At 63.5% G+C, this 23,836-nt stretch carries 23 protein-coding genes; 19 read left to right on the forward strand and 4 right to left on the reverse strand.

All coding sequences use genetic code 11. The features are described 5' to 3' along the window. Window positions 1-182: 182 nt before the first annotated feature. The gene (locus tag ACOOGG_RS09905; RefSeq protein ID WP_420434746.1) at window positions 183-2,285 is read right to left on the reverse strand and encodes a glycoside hydrolase family 2 protein; all 2,103 of its coding nucleotides are present in this window, start codon (window positions 2,283-2,285) and stop codon (window positions 183-185) included. Window positions 2,286-2,316: 31 nt separating this feature from the next. Between ACOOGG_RS09905 and ACOOGG_RS09910 the strand changes: the two genes are divergently transcribed. Further along, entirely contained in the window at window positions 2,317-3,726 is a 1,410-nt protein-coding gene (locus tag ACOOGG_RS09910) for a magnesium chelatase (protein WP_420434748.1), read from the forward strand. Here ACOOGG_RS09910 and ACOOGG_RS09915 read toward each other — a convergent pair. Beyond that, on the reverse strand, window positions 3,723-4,949 hold the full coding sequence (locus ACOOGG_RS09915) for a family 1 glycosylhydrolase (protein ID WP_420434750.1): 1,227 nt from the start codon (window positions 4,947-4,949) through the stop codon (window positions 3,723-3,725). The genes ACOOGG_RS09910 and ACOOGG_RS09915 overlap by 4 nt on opposite strands. Before the next feature lie 23 nt (window positions 4,950-4,972). Here ACOOGG_RS09915 and ACOOGG_RS09920 point away from each other — a divergent pair, with 23 nt between their 5' ends. The 4 genes from ACOOGG_RS09920 (at window position 4,973) to ACOOGG_RS09935 (ending at window position 8,587) form a co-directional block, all read left to right on the forward strand. Next, window positions 4,973-7,072, forward strand: a complete 2,100-nt coding sequence (locus tag ACOOGG_RS09920) for a hypothetical protein (protein ID WP_420434752.1) — start codon at window positions 4,973-4,975, stop codon at window positions 7,070-7,072. Window positions 7,073-7,189: 117 nt separating this feature from the next. Further along, window positions 7,190-7,507, forward strand: coding sequence for a WhiB family transcriptional regulator (locus ACOOGG_RS09925; RefSeq protein WP_420434754.1), 318 nt, complete (start codon window positions 7,190-7,192; stop codon window positions 7,505-7,507). 48 nt (window positions 7,508-7,555) lie between these two features. Continuing rightward, window positions 7,556-7,735 (forward strand): twin-arginine translocase TatA/TatE family subunit, encoded by a 180-nt coding sequence (gene tatA / locus ACOOGG_RS09930; protein ID WP_420434756.1) that lies wholly within the window; start codon window positions 7,556-7,558, stop codon window positions 7,733-7,735. 12 nt (window positions 7,736-7,747) lie between these two features. Continuing rightward, the gene (locus ACOOGG_RS09935; protein ID WP_420434758.1) at window positions 7,748-8,587 is read left to right on the forward strand and encodes a sugar phosphate isomerase/epimerase family protein; all 840 of its coding nucleotides are present in this window, start codon (window positions 7,748-7,750) and stop codon (window positions 8,585-8,587) included. Between the two features lie 9 nt (window positions 8,588-8,596). Here the strand turns inward: ACOOGG_RS09935 and ACOOGG_RS09940 are convergent, their stop codons facing one another. After that, window positions 8,597-8,851: a WhiB family transcriptional regulator gene (locus ACOOGG_RS09940; RefSeq protein ID WP_420434760.1), complete on the reverse strand. Its 255-nt coding sequence runs from the start codon at window positions 8,849-8,851 to the stop codon at window positions 8,597-8,599. Window positions 8,852-9,008: 157 nt separating this feature from the next. Between ACOOGG_RS09940 and ACOOGG_RS09945 the strand changes: the two genes are divergently transcribed. From ACOOGG_RS09945 to ACOOGG_RS09995, 11 genes are all read left to right on the forward strand, one after another. Continuing rightward, a complete protein-coding gene (locus tag ACOOGG_RS09945) occupies window positions 9,009-9,302 on the forward strand; it encodes a hypothetical protein (RefSeq protein ID WP_420434762.1) in 294 nt (97 codons plus the stop codon). An 18-nt stretch (window positions 9,303-9,320) separates the two neighbouring features. Further along, window positions 9,321-11,399 (forward strand): polyphosphate kinase 1, encoded by a 2,079-nt coding sequence (ppk1, locus tag ACOOGG_RS09950; RefSeq protein ID WP_420434764.1) that lies wholly within the window; start codon window positions 9,321-9,323, stop codon window positions 11,397-11,399. Between the two features lie 69 nt (window positions 11,400-11,468). After that, window positions 11,469-11,897 carry an NUDIX hydrolase gene (locus tag ACOOGG_RS09955; RefSeq protein ID WP_420434766.1) on the forward strand — a complete coding sequence of 143 codons (429 nt, stop codon included), beginning with the start codon at window positions 11,469-11,471 and terminating at the stop codon, window positions 11,895-11,897. A 183-nt stretch (window positions 11,898-12,080) separates the two neighbouring features. Next, window positions 12,081-13,130 (forward strand): substrate-binding domain-containing protein, encoded by a 1,050-nt coding sequence (locus tag ACOOGG_RS09960; protein ID WP_420434768.1) that lies wholly within the window; start codon window positions 12,081-12,083, stop codon window positions 13,128-13,130. Between the two features lie 62 nt (window positions 13,131-13,192). Then, complete coding sequence (gene pstC / locus ACOOGG_RS09965) at window positions 13,193-14,137, forward strand: phosphate ABC transporter permease subunit PstC (RefSeq protein WP_420434770.1); 945 nt, start codon at window positions 13,193-13,195, stop codon at window positions 14,135-14,137. Further along, complete coding sequence (pstA, locus tag ACOOGG_RS09970) at window positions 14,137-15,093, forward strand: phosphate ABC transporter permease PstA (protein ID WP_420434772.1); 957 nt, start codon at window positions 14,137-14,139, stop codon at window positions 15,091-15,093. The genes pstC and pstA overlap by 1 nt, the downstream gene beginning before the upstream one ends. A 36-nt stretch (window positions 15,094-15,129) precedes the next feature. Beyond that, a complete protein-coding gene (gene pstB, locus ACOOGG_RS09975) occupies window positions 15,130-15,996 on the forward strand; it encodes a phosphate ABC transporter ATP-binding protein PstB (protein WP_420434774.1) in 867 nt (288 codons plus the stop codon). A 20-nt stretch (window positions 15,997-16,016) separates the two neighbouring features. Then, window positions 16,017-16,760 carry a phosphate signaling complex protein PhoU gene (gene phoU, locus ACOOGG_RS09980; RefSeq protein WP_420434776.1) on the forward strand — a complete coding sequence of 248 codons (744 nt, stop codon included), beginning with the start codon at window positions 16,017-16,019 and terminating at the stop codon, window positions 16,758-16,760. 46 nt (window positions 16,761-16,806) lie between these two features. Next, window positions 16,807-18,009 (forward strand): ATP-binding protein, encoded by a 1,203-nt coding sequence (locus tag ACOOGG_RS09985; RefSeq protein WP_420434778.1) that lies wholly within the window; start codon window positions 16,807-16,809, stop codon window positions 18,007-18,009. Next, window positions 18,006-18,731 carry a response regulator gene (locus tag ACOOGG_RS09990; protein WP_420434780.1) on the forward strand — a complete coding sequence of 242 codons (726 nt, stop codon included), beginning with the start codon at window positions 18,006-18,008 and terminating at the stop codon, window positions 18,729-18,731. Before ACOOGG_RS09985 ends, ACOOGG_RS09990 begins: the two co-directional genes overlap by 4 nt. A gap of 22 nt (window positions 18,732-18,753) precedes the next feature. After that, a complete protein-coding gene (locus ACOOGG_RS09995; RefSeq protein WP_420434782.1) occupies window positions 18,754-20,037 on the forward strand; it encodes an MFS transporter in 1,284 nt (427 codons plus the stop codon). Here ACOOGG_RS09995 and ACOOGG_RS10000 read toward each other — a convergent pair. Further along, window positions 19,976-21,154 (reverse strand): zinc-dependent metalloprotease, encoded by a 1,179-nt coding sequence (locus ACOOGG_RS10000; protein WP_420434784.1) that lies wholly within the window; start codon window positions 21,152-21,154, stop codon window positions 19,976-19,978. The two genes, ACOOGG_RS09995 and ACOOGG_RS10000, sit on opposite strands and share 62 nt — an antisense overlap. A gap of 62 nt (window positions 21,155-21,216) precedes the next feature. Here ACOOGG_RS10000 and ACOOGG_RS10005 point away from each other — a divergent pair, with 62 nt between their 5' ends. From ACOOGG_RS10005 to ACOOGG_RS10015, 3 genes are read left to right on the forward strand one after another with little or no spacing between them, the layout of a single operon-like run. After that, the gene (locus tag ACOOGG_RS10005) at window positions 21,217-22,269 is read left to right on the forward strand and encodes an NAD-dependent epimerase/dehydratase family protein (RefSeq protein WP_420434786.1); all 1,053 of its coding nucleotides are present in this window, start codon (window positions 21,217-21,219) and stop codon (window positions 22,267-22,269) included. A gap of 51 nt (window positions 22,270-22,320) precedes the next feature. Further along, complete coding sequence (locus ACOOGG_RS10010; RefSeq protein WP_420434788.1) at window positions 22,321-22,812, forward strand: molybdenum cofactor biosynthesis protein MoaE; 492 nt, start codon at window positions 22,321-22,323, stop codon at window positions 22,810-22,812. A gap of 4 nt (window positions 22,813-22,816) precedes the next feature. Next, complete coding sequence (locus tag ACOOGG_RS10015; protein WP_420434790.1) at window positions 22,817-23,812, forward strand: rod shape-determining protein; 996 nt, start codon at window positions 22,817-22,819, stop codon at window positions 23,810-23,812. Window positions 23,813-23,836: the final 24 nt, after the last annotated feature.

Consider the following 23,836-nt stretch of genomic DNA (forward strand, 5'->3'; position numbering starts at 1 on the left):
TAGTCAAACCACCGCAGAAGCAGCCACCCGACCCCAGACCGCCAACACGAAGACCTCGACAAGAGTGTGAACGCCGATATGAGGCAGTGACGCTTGAGCAAGTCGCGTGACCCAAGCCACTGTCACTCAAGCCGCCGCCACCCAAGTAGGGGCAGCTCTAGTATGAGCTGCCCGGCGGCTGGCTACCCGAAGATCACCGCGTCGTAGCGGTTAGTTGCTTCTACGGGGCCGGTTAGCTGGAGGTGGAGGGCGGTGGGGCCGGAGGCGTCGGGGACGCGCCAGTGAAGAGTCCCCACCAGTGCGCACTCGTCGCTGCCTACCGCTCCTTCCCAGCCCCAGGAATGGCTGCCTTTGGGCCATTCCAGGGTGGCCTCAACGTGCAGCCCGACTACGGGGTCTCGGGCGTCGCTTATCACGTGAACGCCGATCGATAACTCATCGCCGGGGGTCAGCACGGCGGGCAGCCGGTCGGCCACCACGATGACTGGCTGGCAGGCCTTGGCCAGCGCCTCGTAGGCCGGCTTGGGCCACCGCTGCCAGTCGAGCAGCGCAGTGGACACGGCGGGGTGGGAGTCGGCGAAGAAGTGCTGGGAGAATCCCCCGGCCGGACGGTACTTGAGCCGTCGCAGGGTTTCGACGTGCCGCCGCACCAGCATGGCCTGATAGGCCCAAGCAGCCTCCTGCCATCCCTCTAGCGTGGTGTGGTCGCGCGGCGGGACGTGGCGATTCATTGCTGCGGCATCCAAGCCGTGAGTGCGGGCCAGGCGGGCCCAGTCGAGGTCGGGCCACGTTTGAGAGCTGAGCAGCGGCATTTCCTGGGGCGGCGACTGGGCCCCGAACTGTGATACAAACCGAACCGCCCGCGGCCAGCGAGCGGCGAATTGCTCCAAGTCCCGCTCGGAGCCTCGCTTCCACCCCAGCCACAGGTGAGTGTCGGTCCCGTCCAGCCGGGGGAGATGAGGCAGCACCCCGGAGTAGGCAATCGTTGGTCGGGTGGGGTCGCGACGCTCGAGTTCTCGTTTTACGCTTCGGTCCAGAACAGACAGGTTCCAACTTGGACGCTGATGGGCGGCCAGCTTTCGGCCCATGCTGGAGAGGTTCTCACTCGTCCCGTTGGCGCTGTCGCCCAAGGGGTCGACATGGCCGCACCACAGCATCACGCTGGGGTGGGCCCCTACCGCGCCAACAGCTGCTCGGGCACAGTGGGTGGCGGCATCCCGGCTGCCCTGCGGAAACGGTCCGACCAGGGGGAGGTCTTGCCAGATCAACATCCCAGCCTCGTCAGCAACGTCGTACAAGGCAGGCGGGGCGATATGGCCGTACAGCCGAATCAGATCCAGCCCCGCCTCTTTGGCCAGTTCCACGTCACGGCGCACGCTGTCCTCGTCCACCTCGGCCCACCACGGGGATGCCGGCCCGAAATTGGCGCCCTTCAAGAAGATACGCACACCGTTGATCGAGAACTGCCACCGGTTCATTTCCACGGCTCGCAGCCCAGTGCGCACCCGCCGCCGGTCGCTCAGCCCTCCTTGGGTAGTGCCCGCCTCTACGGTCACGTCGTAGAGGGGCTGGTCTCCGAGCCGGTGGGGCCACCACCTCCGGGGTTCAGGCACGGTCACTCGCCACTCCACCTGGTTGAGTCCCGCGGCCAGCACATGATCGTCGGTTTGCTCCACCTCACCCACGATGGTGTGAAGCCGAACCAGGCCCGCTCGCGTAGCGTCCAAGTCGGCCTGCAAGGCCACCACTGCTCGCCGTTCAGAGGCGCCGAAGGTTCCCACCCGCAGATCCAAGATGCGGACCTCGCCGGTGCTGTCCACCCTGACCGGTGCCCACAACCCACCGGAATTGCCCGGGGGCAACAGCTCCGGTGCCGATCCCAGCGATCCCAGCATGTGACCAGAGGAAATGTCCGACGAGCGCGCCGGGCACGACAGCTCCAAGGCCAAGAGGTGCTCCCGGCGCCCGGCCATGGCCTCGGTCACGTCGAATTGGTGGGCCATGAAATAGCCCTCCACATCGCCCAGATAACTCCCGTTCAACCACACATCGGCCTGGTAAAGCAGCCCCTCGAACACCAGCCACCTCCGCTCACCCGCCGCCGGAGGCTGTTGATTGAACTGATGCCGATAACGCACCGCAGTCGCATCACCCAGCGCCGAAACCCGTTCCCAATGCCCCGGAACGTCAACCGAAACCCACGCCGAGTCATCAAACGCCTTATCAGGAAACCCCAGCAGCTCCCCATCACCAACGGCAGCAAACCATTTCCCACGTAAGTCCACTTGCTTAATCTATGGGCTAGCTTTCTCACCTATGTCGCAACCCACCACCCTCGGCGAGCTCAAAGCCTCAGGCTGGCAATCCGTTTCCGTCAAACACGAAATCCGCCGCAACGCGATCATCCGCATCAGAGCCGGCGAAGACTTGTTCCCCGGCATATGGGGCTACGAGGACACCGTCATCCCCCAAATGGAGACCGCAATCCTTGCCGGCCATGACATCATTTTTCTGGGCGAGCGCGGCCAAGCCAAGACCCGGATGATTCGCCTGGTTCTCGACCTGCTCGACGAGTGGCTCCCGATAGTGGCCGGCTCCGAGGTGAACGACGACCCCTACAACCCGGTGTCCAAACACGCCAAAGACCTAATCGCCGCCGAGGGAGACAACACGCCGATTTCATGGGTACACCGCAGCGAGCGTTACGGAGAGAAGTTAGCCACCCCCGACACCTCTATTGCTGACCTCATCGGCGAGGTAGACCCCATCAAGGTGGCCGAAGGCCGCTATCTGTCCGACGAGCTCACCATCCACTACGGCCTGGTGCCCCGTACCAACCGGGGGGTGTTTGCCATCAACGAGCTGCCCGATCTGGCCGAGCGCATCCAGGTGGGCTTGCTCAACGTGCTGGAGGAGCGGGACGTGCAGATCCGGGGCCACAAGATCCGCCTGCCCCTCGACATCTTGTTGTTCGCCTCGGCCAACCCTGAGGACTACACCAACCGGGGCCGCATCATCACCCCGTTGAAGGACCGCTTCGGCGCCCAGATCCGCACACACTATCCGACCGACGTCGACATCGAGATGGACATCACCGAGCAGGAGGCAGTGATGCCCGAGGCCGATGTGCCGGTGGTCATGCCCGACTTCATGGGAGAAGTGCTGGTGTATCTCAGTTTCTTGGCCAGGCAGAGCCCGCACATCAATCAGCGTTCAGGAGTGTCGGTGCGGTTGACCGTTTCCAACTACGAGACCCTGGCCGCGGCCGCCATCCGACGGGCGCTTCGCACCGGCGAGGCCACCGCCGTCCCCCGGGTGACCGACTTGGACGCGCTCGACCCGTCTACTTTGGGTAAGATCGAGATTGAGACCATCGACGACGGCCGAGATGGCGAGATCGTGGGAACCCTTCGCAAGGAGGCCGTCCGCCAGACCTTCAAAGACGCAGTCGACCACGAGCAGCAGCAGGAGGTGGTCGAGGCCTTCGAAGAGGGCCGGGTGGTAAACGCGGGAGACGACATCTCCTCAACCGACTATGCCGCCCTCGTTGACGAGGTGCCCGCCTTCGCCAGCGCGCTGGCCGCGTTGGGGTACGAGCCGGGCGATCTGGAGAATCCCGCGTTGGTGGCCAGCGGAATCGAGTTTGTGCTCGAGGGCCTCCACCTCTCCAAACGCCTCAACAAGGAATCCTTGGCCGGCGCCGCCGTCTACCGGGGCAGGACCTAGCTAGCCTCTATTCCCCGGATGCGGTCCCGCAGGGTGAAGGCGGCGTCTTTGGGGTTGCGGTCTCGGTCGAACAGACCGCGGGCGGTTGACCGGCCCAATAGCCAGCTGTAGCCGTCCACCGCGGTGTCAGCGAAGAAACTCACTACGTTGATGCCGTCGGACCTCGCGGCCTCCACGTGATCCAGCGTCCGGGCCAAGAGCTGGTCGCGCCACGTTTCGTCGGTGGTGGACACACCGGTACCGGCTACGGCCAGCGGCTTGTCTCCCAGCATGTCCGCCAGGCGGGCCAACGCCCGGGCCAGTTCCTCGGGCTCGGGGGCTAATCCAGAGTCGTCGCATCGGGCCGTGGGTGGGTACGGGCCTAGGTGGCCTTGGCGATCTACCGATACCGGTACGTCGAAGCACACTCCCACAACGTCGAGCGCCTCCCGGAACTCCTCGCGGGCGACAATCGGGCGATCAGGCACGGTGATCTCTCCGTCGGTCAGCGCCGAGACCCAGCTCTGCCACAGAAGGCGGTCCCACCATCCCTGCCAGCCGAGGGTGTCGGACCGCTGGTCGGCTGCGAACAGGGTGCGGAGACCGAACACTCCCATCACCGGCTGGCTTCCGCTGCGGAGCAGCCGGCAGGCCTCGAACATGGCCTCTAGACCGTGCTGGGCGGCCTCCAGGGCGGCGGACGGATTGCGTCTTCCGGGTGGACGCTGGCCCAAGATGCGGCCGCGGACTGCCCAGCCCACCGGATCTTCTACTGGCACCCACCCCGCTACCCGGTCGGAGAACCACTCGCCGCACCGGTCCACCCACCGGGCCCACCTCAGGGTCCGCCCCTGCCGGGTACTCCATCCGCCTTCATCATCGGCAAACCACCCCGGCAGCGTGGTGTTCTGGAGCACCAGCCATGTGCGCAAACCGGAATCGCGGGCCGCGGCCAAAATGTCCAGGTACCGGTCGATGGCGTCGGAATCCAACCTGTCGGGCTCGGGCTCGATGTGGGCCCATTCCACCGGAAGCCGGCAATCGGTGAACCCCCATTCGGCCAGCATCTCGAGGTCGGCCCGGAAGTCGATGCCGAAGCCGTTCCCCTCGTCTGACCGGGGTGCCCGCCCCGCCCTCTCCCATACCGACCAGTCTGCGGCGGGGGCCACTCCCTCCAGTGCTACTGAGTCTGCGGTCCACCCCCAGGCAAATTCGCCGCTCCCGGTATCGCTGCTGCTTCCCACTTCGTTCAGAGTAGGTTGTCGGGATGCTTCGGAGATGGCGAAGAGGCCACCGCCGGTCCGCTCACCGGGTGGCCTACTCCCGCTGGGACGGCAGCCAGACCGGTTTCGACTTCTCCACCTCCGATTTGTTCTCCCAGATGAACGACGACTTGCTCTACCACGGCGACGTGAACGCCGCCCTTCGGCGGCTCCTTCAACAGGGATTCGAGGTCGACGGCCAGCAGGTTCAGGGCCTGCGGGAGATGATGGAGCAGCTTCGCCGCAAACGCCAGGAGCGATTGGAACAGCACGACTTGGGCGGCGTCTACGACGACATCGCCCAAGAGCTGCGCGACGTGGTGGATATGGAGCGCGAGGCGTTGGATGACCTGGCTGCCTCAGCAGCCGAATCAGGCGACGAGCGCCGCGCGGCCATCACCGAAGAGACCGTGGCCCAGCGCCAGTTCCAATTGGACATGCTGCCCCCCGATCTGGCCGGCCAGATCAAAGAACTGGAGAACTATCAATTCACATCATCGGAGGCCCAGCAGCGCTTTGACGACCTGGTGGAGCAGCTCCGCCAACAGCTCATGCAGAATTACGTCAACCAGATGACCGACGGCATGAACAACCTCTCCCCTGAAGACCTGGCCCGGGCCAAGGACATGATGGCCGAGCTAAACAGCCTGCTGGAGAAGCGCCAGATGGCCGACGAGCAGCTTCCTCCCGACATAGACGACCCCGGCGAGCGCAACCGGATGCTGGACGACCGCCTCCAGGACGATTTTGACAGCTTCATGGAGCGCTTCGGCGATTTCTTCCCCGAGAATCCCCGGACCCTCAGCGAGCTTTTGGAGGTCATGGCCCGGCGCATGGCGGCCATGTCGGCCATGATGGCATCGATGACGCCCGAGCAGCGGGCGCAGCTCCAGGGCTTGGCCGAGCAGTTGTTGCAGGACATGGACCTGCGCTGGCAGGTGGATCAGCTATCCCAGAATCTCCAGGCCATGTTCCCCGACGCCGGCTGGGACCAGTCGTACGACTTCAGCGGGGCCGATCCGTTGGACTTCGCCTCAGCCGCCCAGATGATGCAGGAGCTGGGCGACTTGGACCAGCTCGACAACCTCTTGAGGTCGGCCAACAACCCTGGCGCGTTGGCCGAGGTGGACATCGACCGAGCCCGCGAGCTGCTGGGCGACGAGGCGGCCCAGAGCCTGGAGCAGATGGCCGATCTGGCCAAGCTGCTGGAAGAAGCCGGATTGATCGAGAACCGGGAAGGCCGCATGGAGCTCACCCCCCGGGCTATTCGCCAGATCGGCCAGAACGCACTGTCAGACCTGTTCAAGAAGCTCCAGCAAGACCGGATTGGCCAGCACACCATGGAGCTGTTCGGTGGGGGTCACGAGCGGGACTACCACACCAAGCCGTATGAGTTCGGCGACCCCTTCAACCTGGACATCGAGCGGACTATACGCAACGCCATCCAGCGCACTGGGGGAGGCACTCCAGTGGAGCTGACGCCGGATGACTTTGAGGTGGAGCGCACCGAGAACATCGTGAGGTCGTCCACCGTGTTGATGCTCGACCTTTCGCTGTCGATGCCGATGAGGGACAACTTCTTGCCGGCCAAGAAGGTGGCCATGGCCCTGCACTCTTTGATCAGTTCGCAGTATCCCCGGGACTTTTTGGGCATCGTGGGTTTCAGCGAGGTCGCCCGCGAGGTCAAGCCCGAGCAGCTGCCCGAGGTGTCATGGGACTTCGTGTACGGCACCAACATGCAGCACGGGTTCATGCTGGCCCGCCAGATGCTGGCCCGTCACAGCGGCACCAAGCAGATCATCATGGTCACCGACGGCGAGCCCACCGCCCATGTGGACGAGGACGGACGGCCCTTCTTCTCCTACCCGCCCGCGAGGGCGACCGTGGAGAAGACCCTGGAGCAGGTCATGCGGGCCACTCGTGAGGGCATTCGCATCAACACGTTCATGCTGGACGCAACCTCCTACCTCACCAACTTCATCGAGCAGATATCCAAGATGAACGGTGGTCGGGCCTTCTTCACCACCCCGGAGACCCTGGGTGACTACGTGCTGGTGGATTTCGTGGAGCACAAGCGAAAGCTTCTGGGCGGCCGGCGCCGCTGAGATTCTTCCCAGCTGGCGAAAGATTCCTCTTGCGTTGGTAGCCGTTGCATGTCAGAGTTACGTTGTTGAAATTACAAGCGAGTCGTTTTCGCGACCGAGCAATCCAGGAGGGGTGCTATGAGACTGGTGGAGACAACTGCGAAGCAATCTGAGGCGGGCGACGATGGTCGTGCTTGGCAAGCGCTGGCCAACTGCCTGGGAGTGGATCCCGATCTGTTCTTCCCCGAACGAGGAGCATCCACCCGAGAGGCCAAGGAGGTCTGCCGGGCTTGCGTGGTGCGAGAAGAGTGCTTGGAATTCGCCATCGTTAACGGTGAGAAGTTCGGTATCTGGGGTGGTATGAGCGAGAGGGAGCGGCGTCGGGTCCGAAGGGCCCGGGGGCTAACCCGAGTGCGGGAGCCGATCACCGCGGTGGCCGACACGTCCGGCGCCTAGTCTCCACCCCCTGACGCAAACAGAGCGGTTTCGGGGTAGCCTGAGTCCATGAATCTCGGTGCAACGGAGTTGATCATCGTCTTGGTCATCTTGCTGCTGCTGTTCGGCGGGGCAAAGCTCCCCAAGCTGGCCCGCTCGCTGGGCCGAGCCCAGAAAGAGTTCAAAGAAGGCGTAACCGAGAGTTCGAAGGCCGAAGAGAAAACCGACGAAAAGCCCAAAGACGCATAGCATCACCCCCTGATGTCTGTAGCTACCTCTGAAGAACTGGTCATGTCTTTGGCCACGATGTCCGTCAATCCCTTCGAGCTGACCTTTGATCAGCTGGAATCATCGCTGGCTGCGACGGCCGATGCGGGCTATACCGGCATCAGCGTTTGGCCCTTCGTTCTGGGAATGGCCGGCGTCGACGCCTCTTGGCTGGCTGACCGATTAGAAGAGCTCCAGCTGACCCACCCCGTGGCTGAAGCGGCCTTCGGATGGTTGAACTCTGATCGCGATGCGGCCGCTGCTGAGGTGGACAGTCTGAGCGAATACGCCACCTCAGTGGGCAGCCGAGAAGTGGTGGCGGTCACCATGGAATCGACGTTGCCCCCCATGGACGAGGTGGCCGCTTGTTTCAGGACCCTTTGTCAGACCGCCGGCGACGCAGGGTTGCAGGTCAGCATGGAGTTCTTGCCTTGGACCGGCATTCCCGACCTGGCCTCCGCGTGGGAGATCTTGCAGAGGGCCGACTGCGACAACAGCGGCATCATGGTCGACACGTGGCACTGGTTCCGCCAGCCCGGCGGCCCCAACCCCGACCTGCTACGCCAAATCCCCGCCGAGAAGCTGCGGGTGGTCCAACTCTGCGATGCCGCTGCCGAAATCCCCGACGGCGTGGACATCGCCACCGAGACCATGACCTCTCGCTTGCTTCCCGGCGATGGCGCGGTCGACTTCGACGAAGTCCTGGGCATCATTTCCGATGTGGGAGCCGAGCCCATTTGGTTCCCCGAGGTGTTCAGCTCCGATCTGGCTGCGGCTGGCCCCCAGACCATGGCCCCCCAAGTCCTGTCGGCTTCCCGGTCCGTCCTGTCCTGAGCGCTGTTGTCAAGCGGCCGCTTGACGAAGTAGGCGTCTGCGCTCGCGCTCGGATCTTCCCCCCCACACGCCGTGCTTGATGCGGTTGCAAAGGGCGTAGGCCAGGCATGCTTCTTGCACAACGCACTCCCGGCAGATCTTTCGGGCTCTGTCCACCCCCAGACCACTGCTGGGGAAGAAGATGTCGGGTGACTTCCCAACGCAATTGCCGTGATCCATCCAACCTTCGTTCATGGGACCTCCATCGGTTACATGCCCCCGCATGTAAGACGCCCCACCTCAGCCAAAAGTTCCCTCCGCTCCAGGGATTCCAAGAGCTTTCGGCCACCCGCCCGCTCATCATAGCCACGAGATGGGCATTCGGGATATCGCCCCGATTCGGTTACAATATCAAGGCCCCATTTCCTACAGGAGCGACGCCATGACTGAGACCATAGATGCCCTGCCCGAGCCGCCGGTTGGGCATGTAAAGGTGGTTTATCTGGGTCCGGTGGCACCTCATTGGGACTTCATGTCTGATTTTGGGGATTCGAGCCACCTCGAGCAGTTCAAGGTCCGGGCCGAAGCCCGACTACTGCTGCTCCCTCCCCACGATCCGCAGTTCCGCCGGAACCGGGAGAGGGTCAATCGGGACGCCGAGCGGGAGAATCTACTCATCGACTGGGATTTGGGATACGACGAAGAAGAAGAGGAGGGAGAGTCCGGCGGGGGGTAGGCGCGAAGGCTGTACCACATGGTTTTGGAATCCATCGACATGGGAATCGACACAGATGCTGAGGCTGGGCGATTCATCAATCGCGAGCTCTCCTGGTTGGATTTCAACAGCCGCGTATTGGCCCAAGCCGAAGACCCGTCGGTGCCCTTGCTGGAGCGGGTCAAGTTCTGCGCCATTTGGTCCTCCAACCTGGATGAGTTCTTCCAGGTCCGGGTGGCCGGACTCAAGGACCAGCTAGCCGGCCAATTCACCGGCACTACTCCCGACGGTCGCACCGCAGCCCAGCAACTCCATGAGATCCGCATCGAAGTGGACGCTCAGATGGACCGAGCCGCCCGCTGCTTGAGCGGATTGACCGTAGAGCTGGCCGACGCCGACATCGAGATTCTGAACTGGGACGACTTGGACGATGAGGACCGCAAGTTCCTGTCAGGCGAGTTTGACGACCGCATCTATCCGGTGCTGACCCCCCTGGCAGTTGACCTCGGTCATCCGTTCCCCTATATCTCCAATCTGTCGCTGAGCTTGGGCGTGCTGATGATCGATCCCGCCGACGGCCACCAACGGTTTGCTCGCCTCAAGGTGCCGGCCACTTTCGGGCGCTTCCTCCGACTCCCCGACGAGCATCGGTTTGTGCCTATCGAACAAGTGGTGGCCGCACACCTCCCCACGCTGTTCCCAGGGATGGAGATCACCGAGACGGTGGCCTTCAGGGTTACCCGCAACGCCGACTTGGCCGTGGACGAGGGCGAGGCCCAAGACCTGCTGGCCGCGGTCGAGGTTGAGCTAAGGCGCCGCCGATTTCGCAGCGTGGTCCGCCTGGAGGTTGAGCATCTGGTGTCTTCCGAGATCCGCAGCCTGCTGATCGACGAGCTCGACATCGAGCGCGACGACGTCTACGAGGTGGACACACTGCTGGAGCTGTCCAGTCTGTGGGATCTTCTTGCAGTCGACCGCCCCGACCTCAAGAACCCAGCGTGGAAGTCGGTCAATCCCCTCCCATCGGCAACGACCGGGGATCAGCCGATAGATCTATTTGCCCGCATCCGCGAGGGGGACATCCTTGTCCACCATCCCTATGACTCCTTTACTGCCACCGTGCAGGAATTCATCTGGCAGGCAGCTAACGATCCCAAGGTCTTGGCCATCAAGCTCACCCTGTATCGAACCTCGGGGGATAGTCCGATCGTGCGATCGCTCATCCGGGCCGCAGAGAGTGGCAAGCAGGTGGCGGTAGTGGTCGAGCTGAAGGCCCGCTTCGACGAAGAGGCCAACATCGAATGGGCCCGCCGCCTGGAGCAGGCCGGCGTCCACGTGGCCTACGGCTTGGTCGGGCTAAAAGTTCACGCCAAGACCTGCCTCGTGGTGCGGGAAGAGGCCGACGGTGTGCGCCGCTACTGCCATATCGGAACCGGCAACTACAATTCCATTACTGCCCGGGTGTACACCGATCTGGGTTTGTTCACCGCCGACCCCGAAATCGGGGTAGATCTAACCCAGCTGTTCAATTCCCTTACCGGCTACGGCCGAAACATCGAGTTCCGCCGCTTGGTGCCCGCGCCCCAGGGTCTTCGTCCCACGGTGATGGAGCTGATCCGCAACGAAGCGGCCCGCGGCCCCGAGGGCAGGATCATCATCAAGATAAACAGCCTGGCCGACGCTGACATGGTCGAGGCGCTCTACGAGGCCTCCCAGGCTGGGGTGGACATCGACCTGATCGTGAGAGCCATCTGCTGCCTGCGCCCTGGCGTGCCTGGCATGTCCGACACCATCCGGGTCCGCTCTCTTATCGGGCGCTACCTGGAGCACAGCCGCATCTACTACTTCGGCAACGGCGAGGACATCGGTGCTCCGGCGTACTACATCGGCTCGGCCGATCTCATGCCCCGCAACCTCAACCGCCGAATCGAAGCCTTGGTGGCAGTGGTCGACCCAGATTTGCGCCGTCGGCTCGATCAGGTTTTGGAGATCAACCTTAAAGACGACACTCTGGCTTGGGATCTACTACCCGACGCAACTTGGCAGCGGGTCCCCGAAAGCACGGGTTATGAGGCCCACACCGCTTTCGAGCAGCTGGCCACGACCGCGATTTCTTAGATTCCCTGTCGTGGCAGATCACGCAGGTATCCACGTCTTCAGCGCGTTCAGACCCTATCGTTGATCTTCGTGCGGTTCGGAACAGTCGCAGTCATACTCGGCGGCGGCGGGCTAATTACCCGGCACAACGACGGCGAGTTGGAAGTTCTGATAGTTCATCGGCCCAAGCACCTCGACTGGTCGCTGCCCGCCGGCAAGCTCGATCCGGGGGAGACCCTGGCCGAATGCGCGCTGCGAGAGGTGTATGAGGAGACCGGCCACGTCTGCGAGTTGGGACGCGAGCTGGGCATGGTGGACTACCGCGATCGCCGGGACCGCGCCCGCCAGGTCCACTACTGGGAGATGGACGCCATTGCCGGCAGCTTCACCCCCAACCAGGAGGTGGACGCCGTTGCCTGGGTGCCGTTGCTCGAGTCTTTGAACTACTTCTCCAACGAACGCGATCTCAAGATGGTGAGCGCGTTCTTGGCCTTGGTGGGCGACAGCGTGCTGGCCTGATAGCGGCCGCTCCAAAGCTTCCTAACCCGTTCACCTTCTGTTCAGACAGTCGCGGCTGGGTGGAAACCCGCCCCTCCTACCTTTACGGCTGATCCATTGCGCTGATCGGTGTGTTCGGCGTGCAGTCAAGGAGGACATATGAAGCTACGGAAACTGCTCGTTCTGATTATCGGGCTAATTGCAATGTTTGCGCTTGTCGCGGCCGCATGCGGCAATGACGACGATGGGGATGCCACCCCAGACACGGCGGGACAGGCCGACGCTGGTGACGCTGGTGACACCGGGGACACTGGCGGGGACACTGGTGATGACGATGGCCAGCAGGCTTCTGTCCAGGAGGCTCCTGCGGGGAGCGTTTCTGGTTCGGTGACGATTTCGGGTTCGTCGACGGTGGAGCCGATCTCGGTGCGGGTGGCCGAGTTGTTCGAGGATGTTCAGCCGGATGTGTCGGTGACGGTTGACGGTCCGGGTACCGGTGATGGTTTCAAGTTGTTCTGCGAGGGCGAGACCGACATCTCCGATGCGTCCCGCCAGATCAAGTCTTCCGAAGCCGAGGTTTGCGCCGAGAACGGTATCGAGTTTGTTGAGCTGCGGGTGGCCATCGACGGGATTGCGGTGATGACCGGCGAGAACAACCCGGTAGAGTGTGTGACCTTCAACGACATCTATGGTCTGGTCGGCCCGGAGTCGACTGGCTTCGGCTCTTGGTCGGACGCCGGGTCGCTTGGTCTTGCGACTTCGGATCTGCCGGATTCCGATTTGGATGTCTATGGTCCTGGCGAGGAGTCGGGAACGTTCGACAGCTTTATCGAGATCGTGTTGGAGGACATCGCCGACGAGCGGGGCCAAGACGCCATCACCCGTCCCGACTACAACGCCAACGCCGACGACAACGTGATCATCCAGGGCATTCAGTCGAGCGATACCAGCTTCGGCTGGGTCGGGTTCGCCTTCGCGGCCCACGCCTCGGGTGTGAAGCTGCTGGATGTGGACGGCGGCGGCGGCTGCGTGAGCGCCAATGCTGACACCATCGCCTCCGGCGAGTATCCGGTGTCCCGGTCGCTGTACATATATGTCAACAAGGCCAAAGCCGACGCCAATCCCGCCCTGGTCGCCTATGTGGACTACTACATGAGCGACGACGGCCTCGGCACCGCCGTCAGCGACGTCGGATACGTGAACCTCACCGACGATGCCAAAGGCGCCACCCGGGCCAACTGGGCAGGCCGATAGGCCGGATTTGGGACTGCGAGTAGATACCAAGCAACGATACCGATGACCAGTAGCGTGTGGTCGTGAGCGACACCCGGGTCGATCCTGCCAAGGGGTTTTCCGTCGAATCACTGACGGCGAATCCCCGGCAGGCTCGCAAGGAGCGGCTCATCCGAGATTCCCTCGGGGCCACCGCACTGGTATCGGTGCTGATCTCCGGGCTGATCATCTGGTCGCTGTTCTCGGAAGCCTGGACGTTCATGGTCGAGGTGGACTGGGGCTCGGTGTGGGATATCGGCTGGTTCCCCCGCAGGGGCATCTACGACATCAAGACGCTGATCGTGGCCAGCCTAATCGTCACGGGCATTGCCATGATCGTGGCCGGACCGCTGGGCCTGGGTGCCGCCGTCTACTTGTCGGAATACGCCCGCCCCGGTATCCGCCGAACTCTCAAGCCCATCTTGGAGATCTTGGCCGGCATTCCCAGCGTGGTGCTCGGCTTCTTCGCCTTGCAGTGGATCGCCCCCAACGTGGTCAAAACCCTATTCGGCGGGCCGGCGGCCGGCTCGCTTCTGGCCGCCGGCATCGGGGTGGGGGTGCTGGTGGTGCCGCTGGTGGCGTCCATCTCTGAGGACGCCATGAAGGCGGTGCCCATGTCGCTGCGGGAGGCTTCCTCGGGCTTGGGTGCCCGCAAGATCACCACCACTATCCGAGTGGTGCTTCCCGCCGCCGTTTCCGGGCTGATGGCGGCATTCATCGTGGCCGTGTCTAGAGCCTTGGGTGAGACCATGGTGGTGGTCATGGCCGGGGGGGCCGCCCAGACCGCGATCTACACCAGCGATCCGCTGGACGGCAGCCTCACCATGACCGCGGGTATGACCTCGCTGGCCCGGGGTACCGACAGCGTGGTCGGTGAGGGCCTCACTTTCCAGAGCTTGTTCTTTGTGGGCTTGGTGCTGTTCGTGGTGACCTTCGCCTTGAATCTGATGGCCGACCGCTTCGTCCACCGGGTGAGAGAGCAGTACTGATGGCCAGGGCAAGGCTCATCGGCGACCGCACCAGCAAGGTGATGGTGCAGGCCATGGAGCGTCGGGCCACCGACATGCGGGGCCGGGTGTTCCAGATCACACTGCTAACTGCTCTGCTGATATCCCTGTTTATCCTGGGCGTGCTGATCGCAGACGTGGTGGTCGACGCCTGGGGAGTGCTCACAGGCCGTCCTGGGGGCTTCTTGTCGGGCACCATGCGCTCCCTCTCCGACGATCCAAAGCTGGGCGTTCACCAAGCCCTGGTGGGCACCTTTTGGATCGCCGTCTTCGTAGCCGTGCTGGCTTTCCCCATCGGCATCGGCGCGGCCATCTGGTTGGAGGAGTACGCCCCCAAGAACCGATTCACCCGGTTCATCGAGTTGAATATCCGCAACCTGGCCGGGGTGCCCTCGGTGGTCTACGGGCTGCTCGGCCTGTTCTTGTTTGTGAACAGCCTCGGCGACCTCACCGGCGGCAAGTCGATTGCCGCGGCGGGCATCACGCTGGCAATCTTGGTGCTGCCCATCGTGATCATCACGGCCCAAGAGGCCATCCGAGCCGTGCCCCAAGGACTGAAGGAGGGGGCGTATGGCGTGGGGGCCACCAAGTGGACCATGATCCGCAGCCAAGTGCTGCCCTATGCCGCGCCCGGCATCTTCACCGGGACGCTGCTGTCGATGTCCCGGGGCATTGGCGAAGCCGCTCCGCTGCTGGTAGTGGGCGCAGTCTCCGGCCGGCTGGGGTCTAATCCAGGGTTCTTCGACCTGAGCGCAATCAACGCAGAGGCATTCATGGCCATGCCGGTGATCATCGTGGAATGGGTGCAGAACTCGGGCCGCGATCCTGGCTTTGCCGAGGCCGCGGCGGCGGCCATCGTGGTTCTGCTGGTGTTCGTTATCCTGATGAACGCGGCGGCCATCTTCATGCGCAACCACTTCGAGAAGAAGAGAGAGTGATTCGTGGAAACAATCCCTGGGAGTATGGTCACCGCAATGGTTGAGCCCGAAACCTCTCCTCGACTCGGTTTGGAAGTGGATCGAACCGGGCAGGCTGCCGCCCCCGACACAACCGGCGACACGGTGTTCGAGGTGGAAGATCTAAGCGTTTACTACGGCGACTTCAGGGCCGTCCAAGACGCCACCTTCACGGTGTACGAGCACGAGATCACAGCCATGATCGGCCCCTCTGGTTGCGGGAAAACCACCGTTCTGCGGTGCTTCAACCGCATGAACGACCTCATCGCCGGGGCCCGGGTGGAGGGTCGGCTTGACTTTCGCAAAGTCCCCTTATATGACCCCCGGGTGGATCCGGTGGAGGTTCGCCGTCGCATCGGCATGGTGTTCCAAAAGCCCAACCCGTTCCCCAAGTCGATCTACGACAACATCGCCTTCGGCCCCCGGGCCACAGGAATGGCCAAGAAGAAGGGCGATTTGGATGACATCGTGGAGCAGTCGCTGAATCGCGCCGCCCTGTGGGATGAGGTGCAAGACCGGCTGAAGGACTCTGCGCTGGGGCTGTCCGGCGGCCAACAGCAGCGGCTGTGCATCGCCCGGGCCATTGCCGTCGATCCCGATGTGCTCTTGATGGACGAGCCGTGCTCGGCTCTCGATCCCATCGCCACCGCCCGCATTGAAGATCTGATGCAGGAGATCAAGAACGACTACACCATCGTGATCGTCACCCACAACATGCAACAGGCCGCCCGCATCAGCAACCGCACCGCGTTCTTCACCGCTCAGCTCGACTCCACCACCGACCAGAGGTGCGGCCTGTTGGTGGAGTACGACCGCACTGAGACCATCTTCTCGAACCCCTCCGACGAGCGGACCGAGAACTACGTCACCGGACGGTTCGGCTGAGCACCGGTCAGGAGCCCGTGGTGGGAGAACTGCGCAAGTCCTTCCACGAAGAGCTGGACGAGATCCAGGCCGGCATCGTGCGCATGGCCGCGCTCGTCACCGAGGCAGTACCCCGGGCCACCGAGGCGCTGCTGGAGTCCAACCTGGAGCTGGCCCAGCAGCTCATAACCGCCGACGACGAACTCGATGATCTGTCGGTGTACCTCGAGGAGCGCTGCCATCACGTGCTGGCCCTCCAAGCCCCCATGGCCAGCGACCTGCGGGCTCTCAGCAGCGCCCTCCGGCTGAACGCCGAGTTGGAGAGGTCGGGCGATTTGGCCGTCAACATCGCCAAGGCCACCCGGCGCATCTATGGCACTCGCTACGACGCCACGCTGCGGGGCCTGTTGGTGAGAATGAGCGAGGAAGCCTGCCGGCTGATGCGTCTGGCCATTGACGCCTACGTGGACGGGAACGCCGGGCTGGCCGCCGCCCTCGACGATATCGACGACCAGCTCGACGGCTTGAACCGCGACTGTGTACAGGCCGTGTTCCAAGCCCACAACGACGGCGCCATCGACCTTCAAGCCGCGGTGCAGCTCTGTTTGATCAGCCGGTACTACGAGCGCATCGGCGACCATGCGGTGAATATCGGGGAACGGGTGGTGTATATGGTGACGGGATGGCTTCCTGAACACACCGGGTCGGCCCGATTGAAGATCCGAGAGCAGAACCACCCCGACGAAACCAGCGAAGGCACCGACGAATCCACCGACGAGGAGTGAGCATGGTGTCACGGGTCGCCTCTAGCCCACGGCAAGGGGTGTTCGGGTGATCGTGACCCTCGTTGTGGTGGCCGCCGTGGTGGTATTGGCGCTGACCGCCGCAGTGGCGTGGCGCGAGCACCGGCACTTTGTCGACGCCGAAGAGGGCCGTCGCCGCGACGATGAACTGCACCGCCGCCAGGAACACGAGGTGGTGGAAAGCGAGACCCGGCTCCGGCTGTCGTTGGACGCCATCACCCAGGGAGTGATCATGGCCGATCCAGACGGCACCGTGCTGTACCGCAATCCCTACGCTCAGCCGTTTATCGAAGCTCGCCACGGCGAGGCCCTAGTGGAGGCTGCGGTGGCCGAGCTGTTGGCCGAGGCGGCCCGTGGACGGGCGGTGGAGCGAGAGGTCGAGCTGTTCGGCCCACCTCGCCAATGCCTGTTCGTCAGCGCCATGCCCCTGCGGTTCGAGGGCAGGGACTACGGCTCGGTGGCCCTCATCGACGACATCACCGAGCCCCAACGCCTGGATGCCATGCGCCGGGACTTTGTGGCCAACATCAGCCACGAGCTCAGGACCCCGATGGGGGCGCTCAGCCTGCTAGCCGAGACCCTGGCTGAGGAGACCGATCCCGAGGTGTTGTCCCGGTTGGCGGTGAGGGTGCAGGCCGAGGCCATCCGGCTATCCGACATCATGGACGAGCTGCTGGAACTCAGCCGGATTGAGAGCAACGAGGCGTCTGAGCAGGCACCAGTGGCAATCCAGCATGTGATCAGCGAGGCACTGACGCGGGTCATGCCCACCGCAGAGGACAAGGAGGTTCCCATCGAAACCGTTCTGCCCGCGCTGGATCTGGTGGTCCGGGCTGATCGTCGCCAGCTCACCTCCGCGGTATTCAATCTGCTTGACAACGCGGTCAAGTACTCCGAGGCCAACCAACCGGTCAGGGTTACTACCCGAATGGAAGGCGACTGGGTCGAGGTTGAGGTGCGCGACCTGGGCTATGGGATCCCCCAGGGCCACCAAGAGCGCATTTTCGAGCGCTTCTATCAGGTAGACCGCTCCCGGGGGCGGAGCGATGGCGGAGTGGGCTTGGGCTTGGCCATTGTGCGCCACGTGGCCACCAACCACGGAGGCGAGGTCAGGGTGGAGTCAAAGGTGGGAGAAGGCTCAGCATTCACGCTGGCGGTGCCGGTGTCCGATGACGAACCGGTCGGACAAGAGGATTCTCAAGATCTGAAACCCATCGGGGTGCAGGCATGAGCGGGTCGGCCAGGGTTCTCATCGTTGAGGACGAGGAATCCTTCGTCGAAGCGCTGACGGTGGGACTGACCCGTGAGGGTTTCACCGTGAACGTCGCCCGCGATGGCAAGGAAGCGCTTGATTTCTTCAACGCCTACTCTCCCGACATCGTGCTGCTCGACGTGATGCTGCCCCTGGTTTCCGGCGTGGATGTCTGCCGCCAGATCCGGGCCCGCTCCCAGGTGCCCATCATCATGGTCACTGCCAAAGGTGAGGAGATCGATGCGGTAGTTGGCTTGGAAGTGGGGGCCGACGACTACGTGACCAAGCCCTATCGCCTGCGCGAGCTGATCTCGAGGATGCGGTCGCTGCTGCGTCGGTCCCGGTGGACCGCGGAGAGCGAGACGTTCCGGGGAGACGTCATCGAGGTGGGAGATGTGGCGGTCGACCCCGAGAGCCACGAGGTGTTCGTCCGGGGGGAGCAGATCGAGCTGCCGCTGAAGGAGTTCGATCTGCTGGAACTGCTGTTGACCAATGCAGGACGGGTGTTGACCCGGGATGTGCTGATCGACCAAGTATGGGGCAGCGACTACGTGGGCGACACCAAGACGCTGGATGTCCACGTCAAGCGGCTCCGATCCAAGGTTGAGGACGACCCCTCCAACCCCAGCCGCATCGTGACCATCCGCGGCCTGGGCTACAAGTACGCCACCGGCGTCGCGGCAGAGACCACGCCGCCGTAGTTATCGCCGTATTCTTCACAGCGTGATCAATATCCCGTTCTTGCGGCTGGTCAGGGTGCATGCTCTTGCCGCGGCGGGCGACGCCATGATCACCGTCGCACTCGCGGGTTCACTCTTCTTCTCGATCGATCCCAGCGCGGCTCGATTGCGGGTCACCCTCTATCTGTTGCTGACCATGGCTCCGTTTGCGGTGGTCGGTCCGCTGATCGGACCGGCTCTGGACCGCTTTCGGGGTGGACGGCGTCCCATGGTCTTCGCCATCAATGGTGGACGGGCTTTCGTCGCCTTCTTGATGATCTCCAACATGGACTCGCTGCTGCTGTTTCCCCTCGCCTTCGCCATGTTGGTCCTCCAGAAGAGCTACGGCGTGGCCAAGGCATCCATGGTGCCGCTCATCTTGTCGAAAGAGGAGCAGTTTGTGGGGGGCAATGCCCGATTGGCGCTGGTGGGGAGCGTCTGCGGTTTCATAGGGGCCGGCCCAGCGCTTTTGGCCAATCTGCTGGGGGGATCGTCGTGGACGGTGGGTCTGGCCATGGTGGTCTACATATTGGCTGCGCTGTCCTCTCTGTCGCTGCCCCAAGGTCGCATTGCCCCAGAGCCGATTGGCGATGAAGAGGCGGGCCAGTTGAGCGGCGTGGGCATACGCAAGGCGGCGTCCGCAACCGGCACCCTGCGGGGCATTGTGGGGTTCATCACGTTTCTGGCCGCATTTGCCTTGCGGGGCGGCGCCGACGACGTGAACCTGTCCGGGGTTGGCAAGGCGTTCGGCGCTGGTGTCCGCCATGCTCTCCAAGGCGATGTTGCCTCTGACGCCAGCCCGGCGTGGAAGCTGGGGCTGGTAGCGGCCGCCCTGGTCAGCGGTTTCTTGGTGGGCTCGCTGCTGGCCCCCAAACTGCGGGATCGGTTCCGTGAAGAGGTCATCATTGCCGCCGCGCTGGTCGCCCTGTTCCTCGTCGGCCTGCTGGCCGCCTGGGGAGGGGGTTTTGGCTCAACCCTGCTGCTGGCTCTGGGCGTGGGGATGACGGCCAGTGCCGGCAAGCTCTCCTTCGACTCCATCGTGCAACGCGACGCCGAGGATGCCAATCACGGACGGGCGTTTGCCGTCTTCGAGACCCGCTTCCAGATCTTCTGGGTTCTGGGCGCGCTCATCCCCGTGGTCATTCCCATGCCTGCCCGAGTCGGCTTCATCCTCATTGCCATAGCCGCGGCGGCTGCCACTGTGTTCTTTTGGGTGCGGCGAACTCCTATTCAGGAAGGTCGATCCGGGCCAGCCACAGGCCCGGCGCATCAACCTCAGCGGGCGTAGGCAGTTCTCGTGCAGAACGCCAGAGCCGGGTCAGACCCTCGGTCCCAGCCCGCTCCACCACCCCGCTAGCGAAGGCCGTTCCCCGGTCGTACTGGTCCTGGCTGAGCTCGAGACCGAACATCTGGTCGATGAAGCGGTCGGCGGCCCCGGCGGTTACCCGACGCCGCCTCAGGGCCTCGCTGAGGCGCTGGTAAGAGCCGATAAGGCCTCGTCCTATGCTATCCATAGCCCAATCGACATAGCCGGCGATCACCGTGACCAACGCAGTGATGTGTGGCAGCAGAGCCCTTTGGGCCGGCGACTGGATCGCCCCCAGGATGACTGCGGGGTCGCCCAGCACCGACTGGAGGTCGCCCATTGAATCGGGGTTGGCAAAGTCCAACTCGCCCAGCTGGCTCTCCAACGCGGTCGGGTCGGCCTCGAACTTGCGGACATAATCGGCCAACAGCTCATTGAGTTGCCGGCTCACATGGGGGACAGAAAGCACCGCATGGTGGGTCAGTTCGCTCAGGCACACCCAAAGCCGCAGATCGGAGCGGTCCAAGCTCCACTCATCGGCCAATGCGTCGATGTTGGCCGGTACCATCATCAACTCCGAGCCCTGCCGGGGAATGGGCAGCTCGTATTGGCCCAGGCTTCTACGGGCGAGGTTGCCCACCATGCTTCCCGCCGTCATGCTCAGCATGACCGGGCCGATCATTTTCATGATCTGTCCGAACATGGCTTGGGCGGGGTCGAAGGATTCCTCTTCGGCCTCTACCCGGCCGGACACGTTCCCGATGGGCTCAAGGAGGTCTTGATAGGCATCTAGGGTGGCGCTGGCCCATTGCGACCGGGTCACCGCCACGATCGCTGCGGCTTGGCCGTCGCGGGTGGTGGAAAGGCCGGTGGTGTTGGCCACTTGGAGTTCGGCCACCCGGCCCAGTTCCTCTAGCGCGATCCGGTCGGTGGGGTCGACGTTGGGCTCGGACTCGCCCTCGGTGGCAACCGCCACGGCGAACTGGCGCGCCGTCTCCCAGGTGGACGAGGCCTGCTGCGAGAAGAGCTTGCCCAGGTCGCCGAAAATTGGCATTCCCTGGAAGGGGTTGAACTCCTCAGGAGAATCCGGATCGTCCACACCGCGAGGTTATCGGCAATACCCCAGTAGCAGTTGCGGTGAAATCCTCGTAGCCTCGATAGGTGGCCGATCCCACTCCGATTTCTGTTGCAGTGGCCGGTGCCTGTGGTCCGCTTGGCCGCCGAGTCAGCCGCCGACTGGTTGACCATTGCCGGGTCGGCACAGTAATCGGCTTCGACTTGCGCCCCGATCCCGGAATCGCCGGAATGGACTATGTCTGCGGCGATGTCGGAGAACTAGACCTTGGTGAGCTGCTTGCCGAGGTCGATGTGTTGGTCCACTTGGTGTCGGCGCTGGAGCCGTGGCCCGACGAGGCCCACGCGGGCACCAGTGATGGCGAGGCCACCCACCGGCTCTTCGAGGCCGCGGGCTCTGCCGGGGTCGGTCGGCTCGTGCTGATGTCCACTGCCATGGTGTACGGCGCATGGCCAGACAACCCTGTTCCCCTTACCGAGGCCTCTCCGCTGCGACCGATTCCTGAATTCGGCTTTGCCGTCAACAAGGCTGAGCAGGAGCGGTTTGCCGCTCAATGGGGTGAGGGTCACCCCGAAGTGGACATCGTCACCCTGCGTCCCACGGCTAGCCTGGCCGAAGAGCATGTGGGATGGGTGGCCCGGTCGCTGCGCTCGGCTGCCAGCCTCACCGGAGAGAGCGAGATCCCGGTTCAATTCCTCCACCTGGATGATTTAGCTGCCGCGGTCGAGCTGTCTGTGGTGGGCGATCTGACCGGGGTTTACAACGTCGCCCCTGAAGGCTGGATGAGCAGCGGCACTACCCTTGACCTTGAAGGTCTGACCCCCCGTGTCCGCCTGCCAGAGCAGCTGCTCGGTCGTCTGAGCGCGTGGTGGTGGAAGTACCGCCTCGCGCCCACCAGCCCCGGCGTGCTCCGGTATGCCCGATTTCCCTGGGTTGTGGCCAGCGATCGGCTTCGGGCGGAGGGCTGGACCCCTCAATACACCAGCGAGTTAGCCTTTGTCTCCGGGCGTAAGGGCCACCCGTGGGGGATGTTGGACTCTCGTCGCCGTCAGCAAATCGCCCTGGGCAGTGCAGCTGTGGGCGGATTGGCGCTGGTATGGGGAATCTCAGCCGCTGCTCGACGGCTATTTCGCCGGTAACCTCGTCAAAGAGGTGGATTCCCACCGGAGCGCAGGGTTTACACTCTATCCGTGACACCGCCAGAAGCCGCTAACGTCTGGATAGGGCTCAGCGAGTCGCCGCTGCCGCTGGACCGGGTGCTTTCTTGGGTTGGCCGATCGGATTGTGGTGGCATCGTCCTGTTCAGCGGCACCGCCCGCGACCACTCAGAGGGACGGCCAGGAGTGACCGTGCTGGAATACGAGGCCTACGAGAAGCAGGTGGCCCCCCGACTGGAGGCGCTGGTCGACGAAGCTCGGGTCCGGTGGCCTGGCATCGGTCGGGTGGCCGTGCTGCACCGAATCGGCCGAGTAGAAATCGGCGAATCGGCGGTGGTAGCCGCGGTCTCTGCGCCCCATCGAGAAGAGGCCTTTGCCGCGGCCCGATTCTGCATCGACGGGCTGAAGGCGACCGTTCCCATTTGGAAGCGGGAGAAATGGGAGGGAGGTGAGAGCTGGGGCTTGGAGGCCCAGCACATCTCTGAAGCTGTGACGGTTGTTTCCTCGGGCGAGACGGCCAGCTGAACTCATGGCCCGAGATCTGGCTATCGACCTAGGTACGGCCAACACGCTGGTCTACGCCCGCGGCCAGGGGATTATCCTGAATGAGCCCTCGGTTATCGCCCTGAACCGCAAAACCAATGAAGTGCTGGCCATGGGGCGTGAGGCGTGGCAGATGATCGGCCGCACTCCGGCGCACATTGTGGCCGTCCGCCCGCTGCGAAAAGGCGCGATCACCGATTTCGAGGTCACCCAGCGCATGATCCGCTTGCTGCTCCTGCGCGCCGGGGTCAATCGATTCAGCCGTCCCAAGGTGGTCATATGTGTGCCGTCGGCGATTACCGCCGTCGAGCGCCGGGCAGTGGTTGAGGCTGCTCGGCGAGCAGGCGCGGCCGAGACCCGGCTCATTGAACAACCACTCGCAGCGGCCATTGGCGCTTCCCTGCCGGTTCACGAGCCGGTCGGCAATATGGTGGTCGATATCGGTGGAGGAACCAGCGAGACAGCTCTCATCTCGTTGGGAGGGGTGATCGCGCTCAATGCCATCCGGGTGGGGTCGTTCGACATCGATGCTGCCATCCAGTCTTATGTTCGACACGAGTTCGGAATTGCCATCGGCGAGCGCACCGCCGAAGAGGTAAAGATCACTATCGGTTCCGCGGCCTATGTGGCCGGGGAGTGCAGCGCCGAGGTTAGAGGTCGCAATCTAATGAACGGTCTGCCGGAGACCATCGTGTTGTCACCGTTCGAAGTGCGAGCAGCCATTGGCGAACAGGTCTTGTCCATTGTGGACTCGGTGGTGTCGTGTCTGGTGGAGGCGCCTCCAGAGCTGTCGCAGGATGTGATCTCCCGCGGCATTCACCTGGTAGGGGGAGGATCGCTGCTGCGGGGGATGAGCGAGCGGCTGTCCCAGGCCGCCGATGTGCCGGTCAGTTTGGTCGACACACCGCTGGAGGCGGTGGTGATCGGGGCGGGCCGCTGCCTGGAGTCTTTCGAAGACGTCCAGGCTATGTTCATGGAGTGAGCCAGACCATTTTGCCGACGGGTT

Source organism: Candidatus Poriferisocius sp. (assembly GCF_965214065.1).
Taxonomy (GTDB): Bacteria; Actinomycetota; Acidimicrobiia; order Acidimicrobiales; family Bin134; genus Poriferisocius.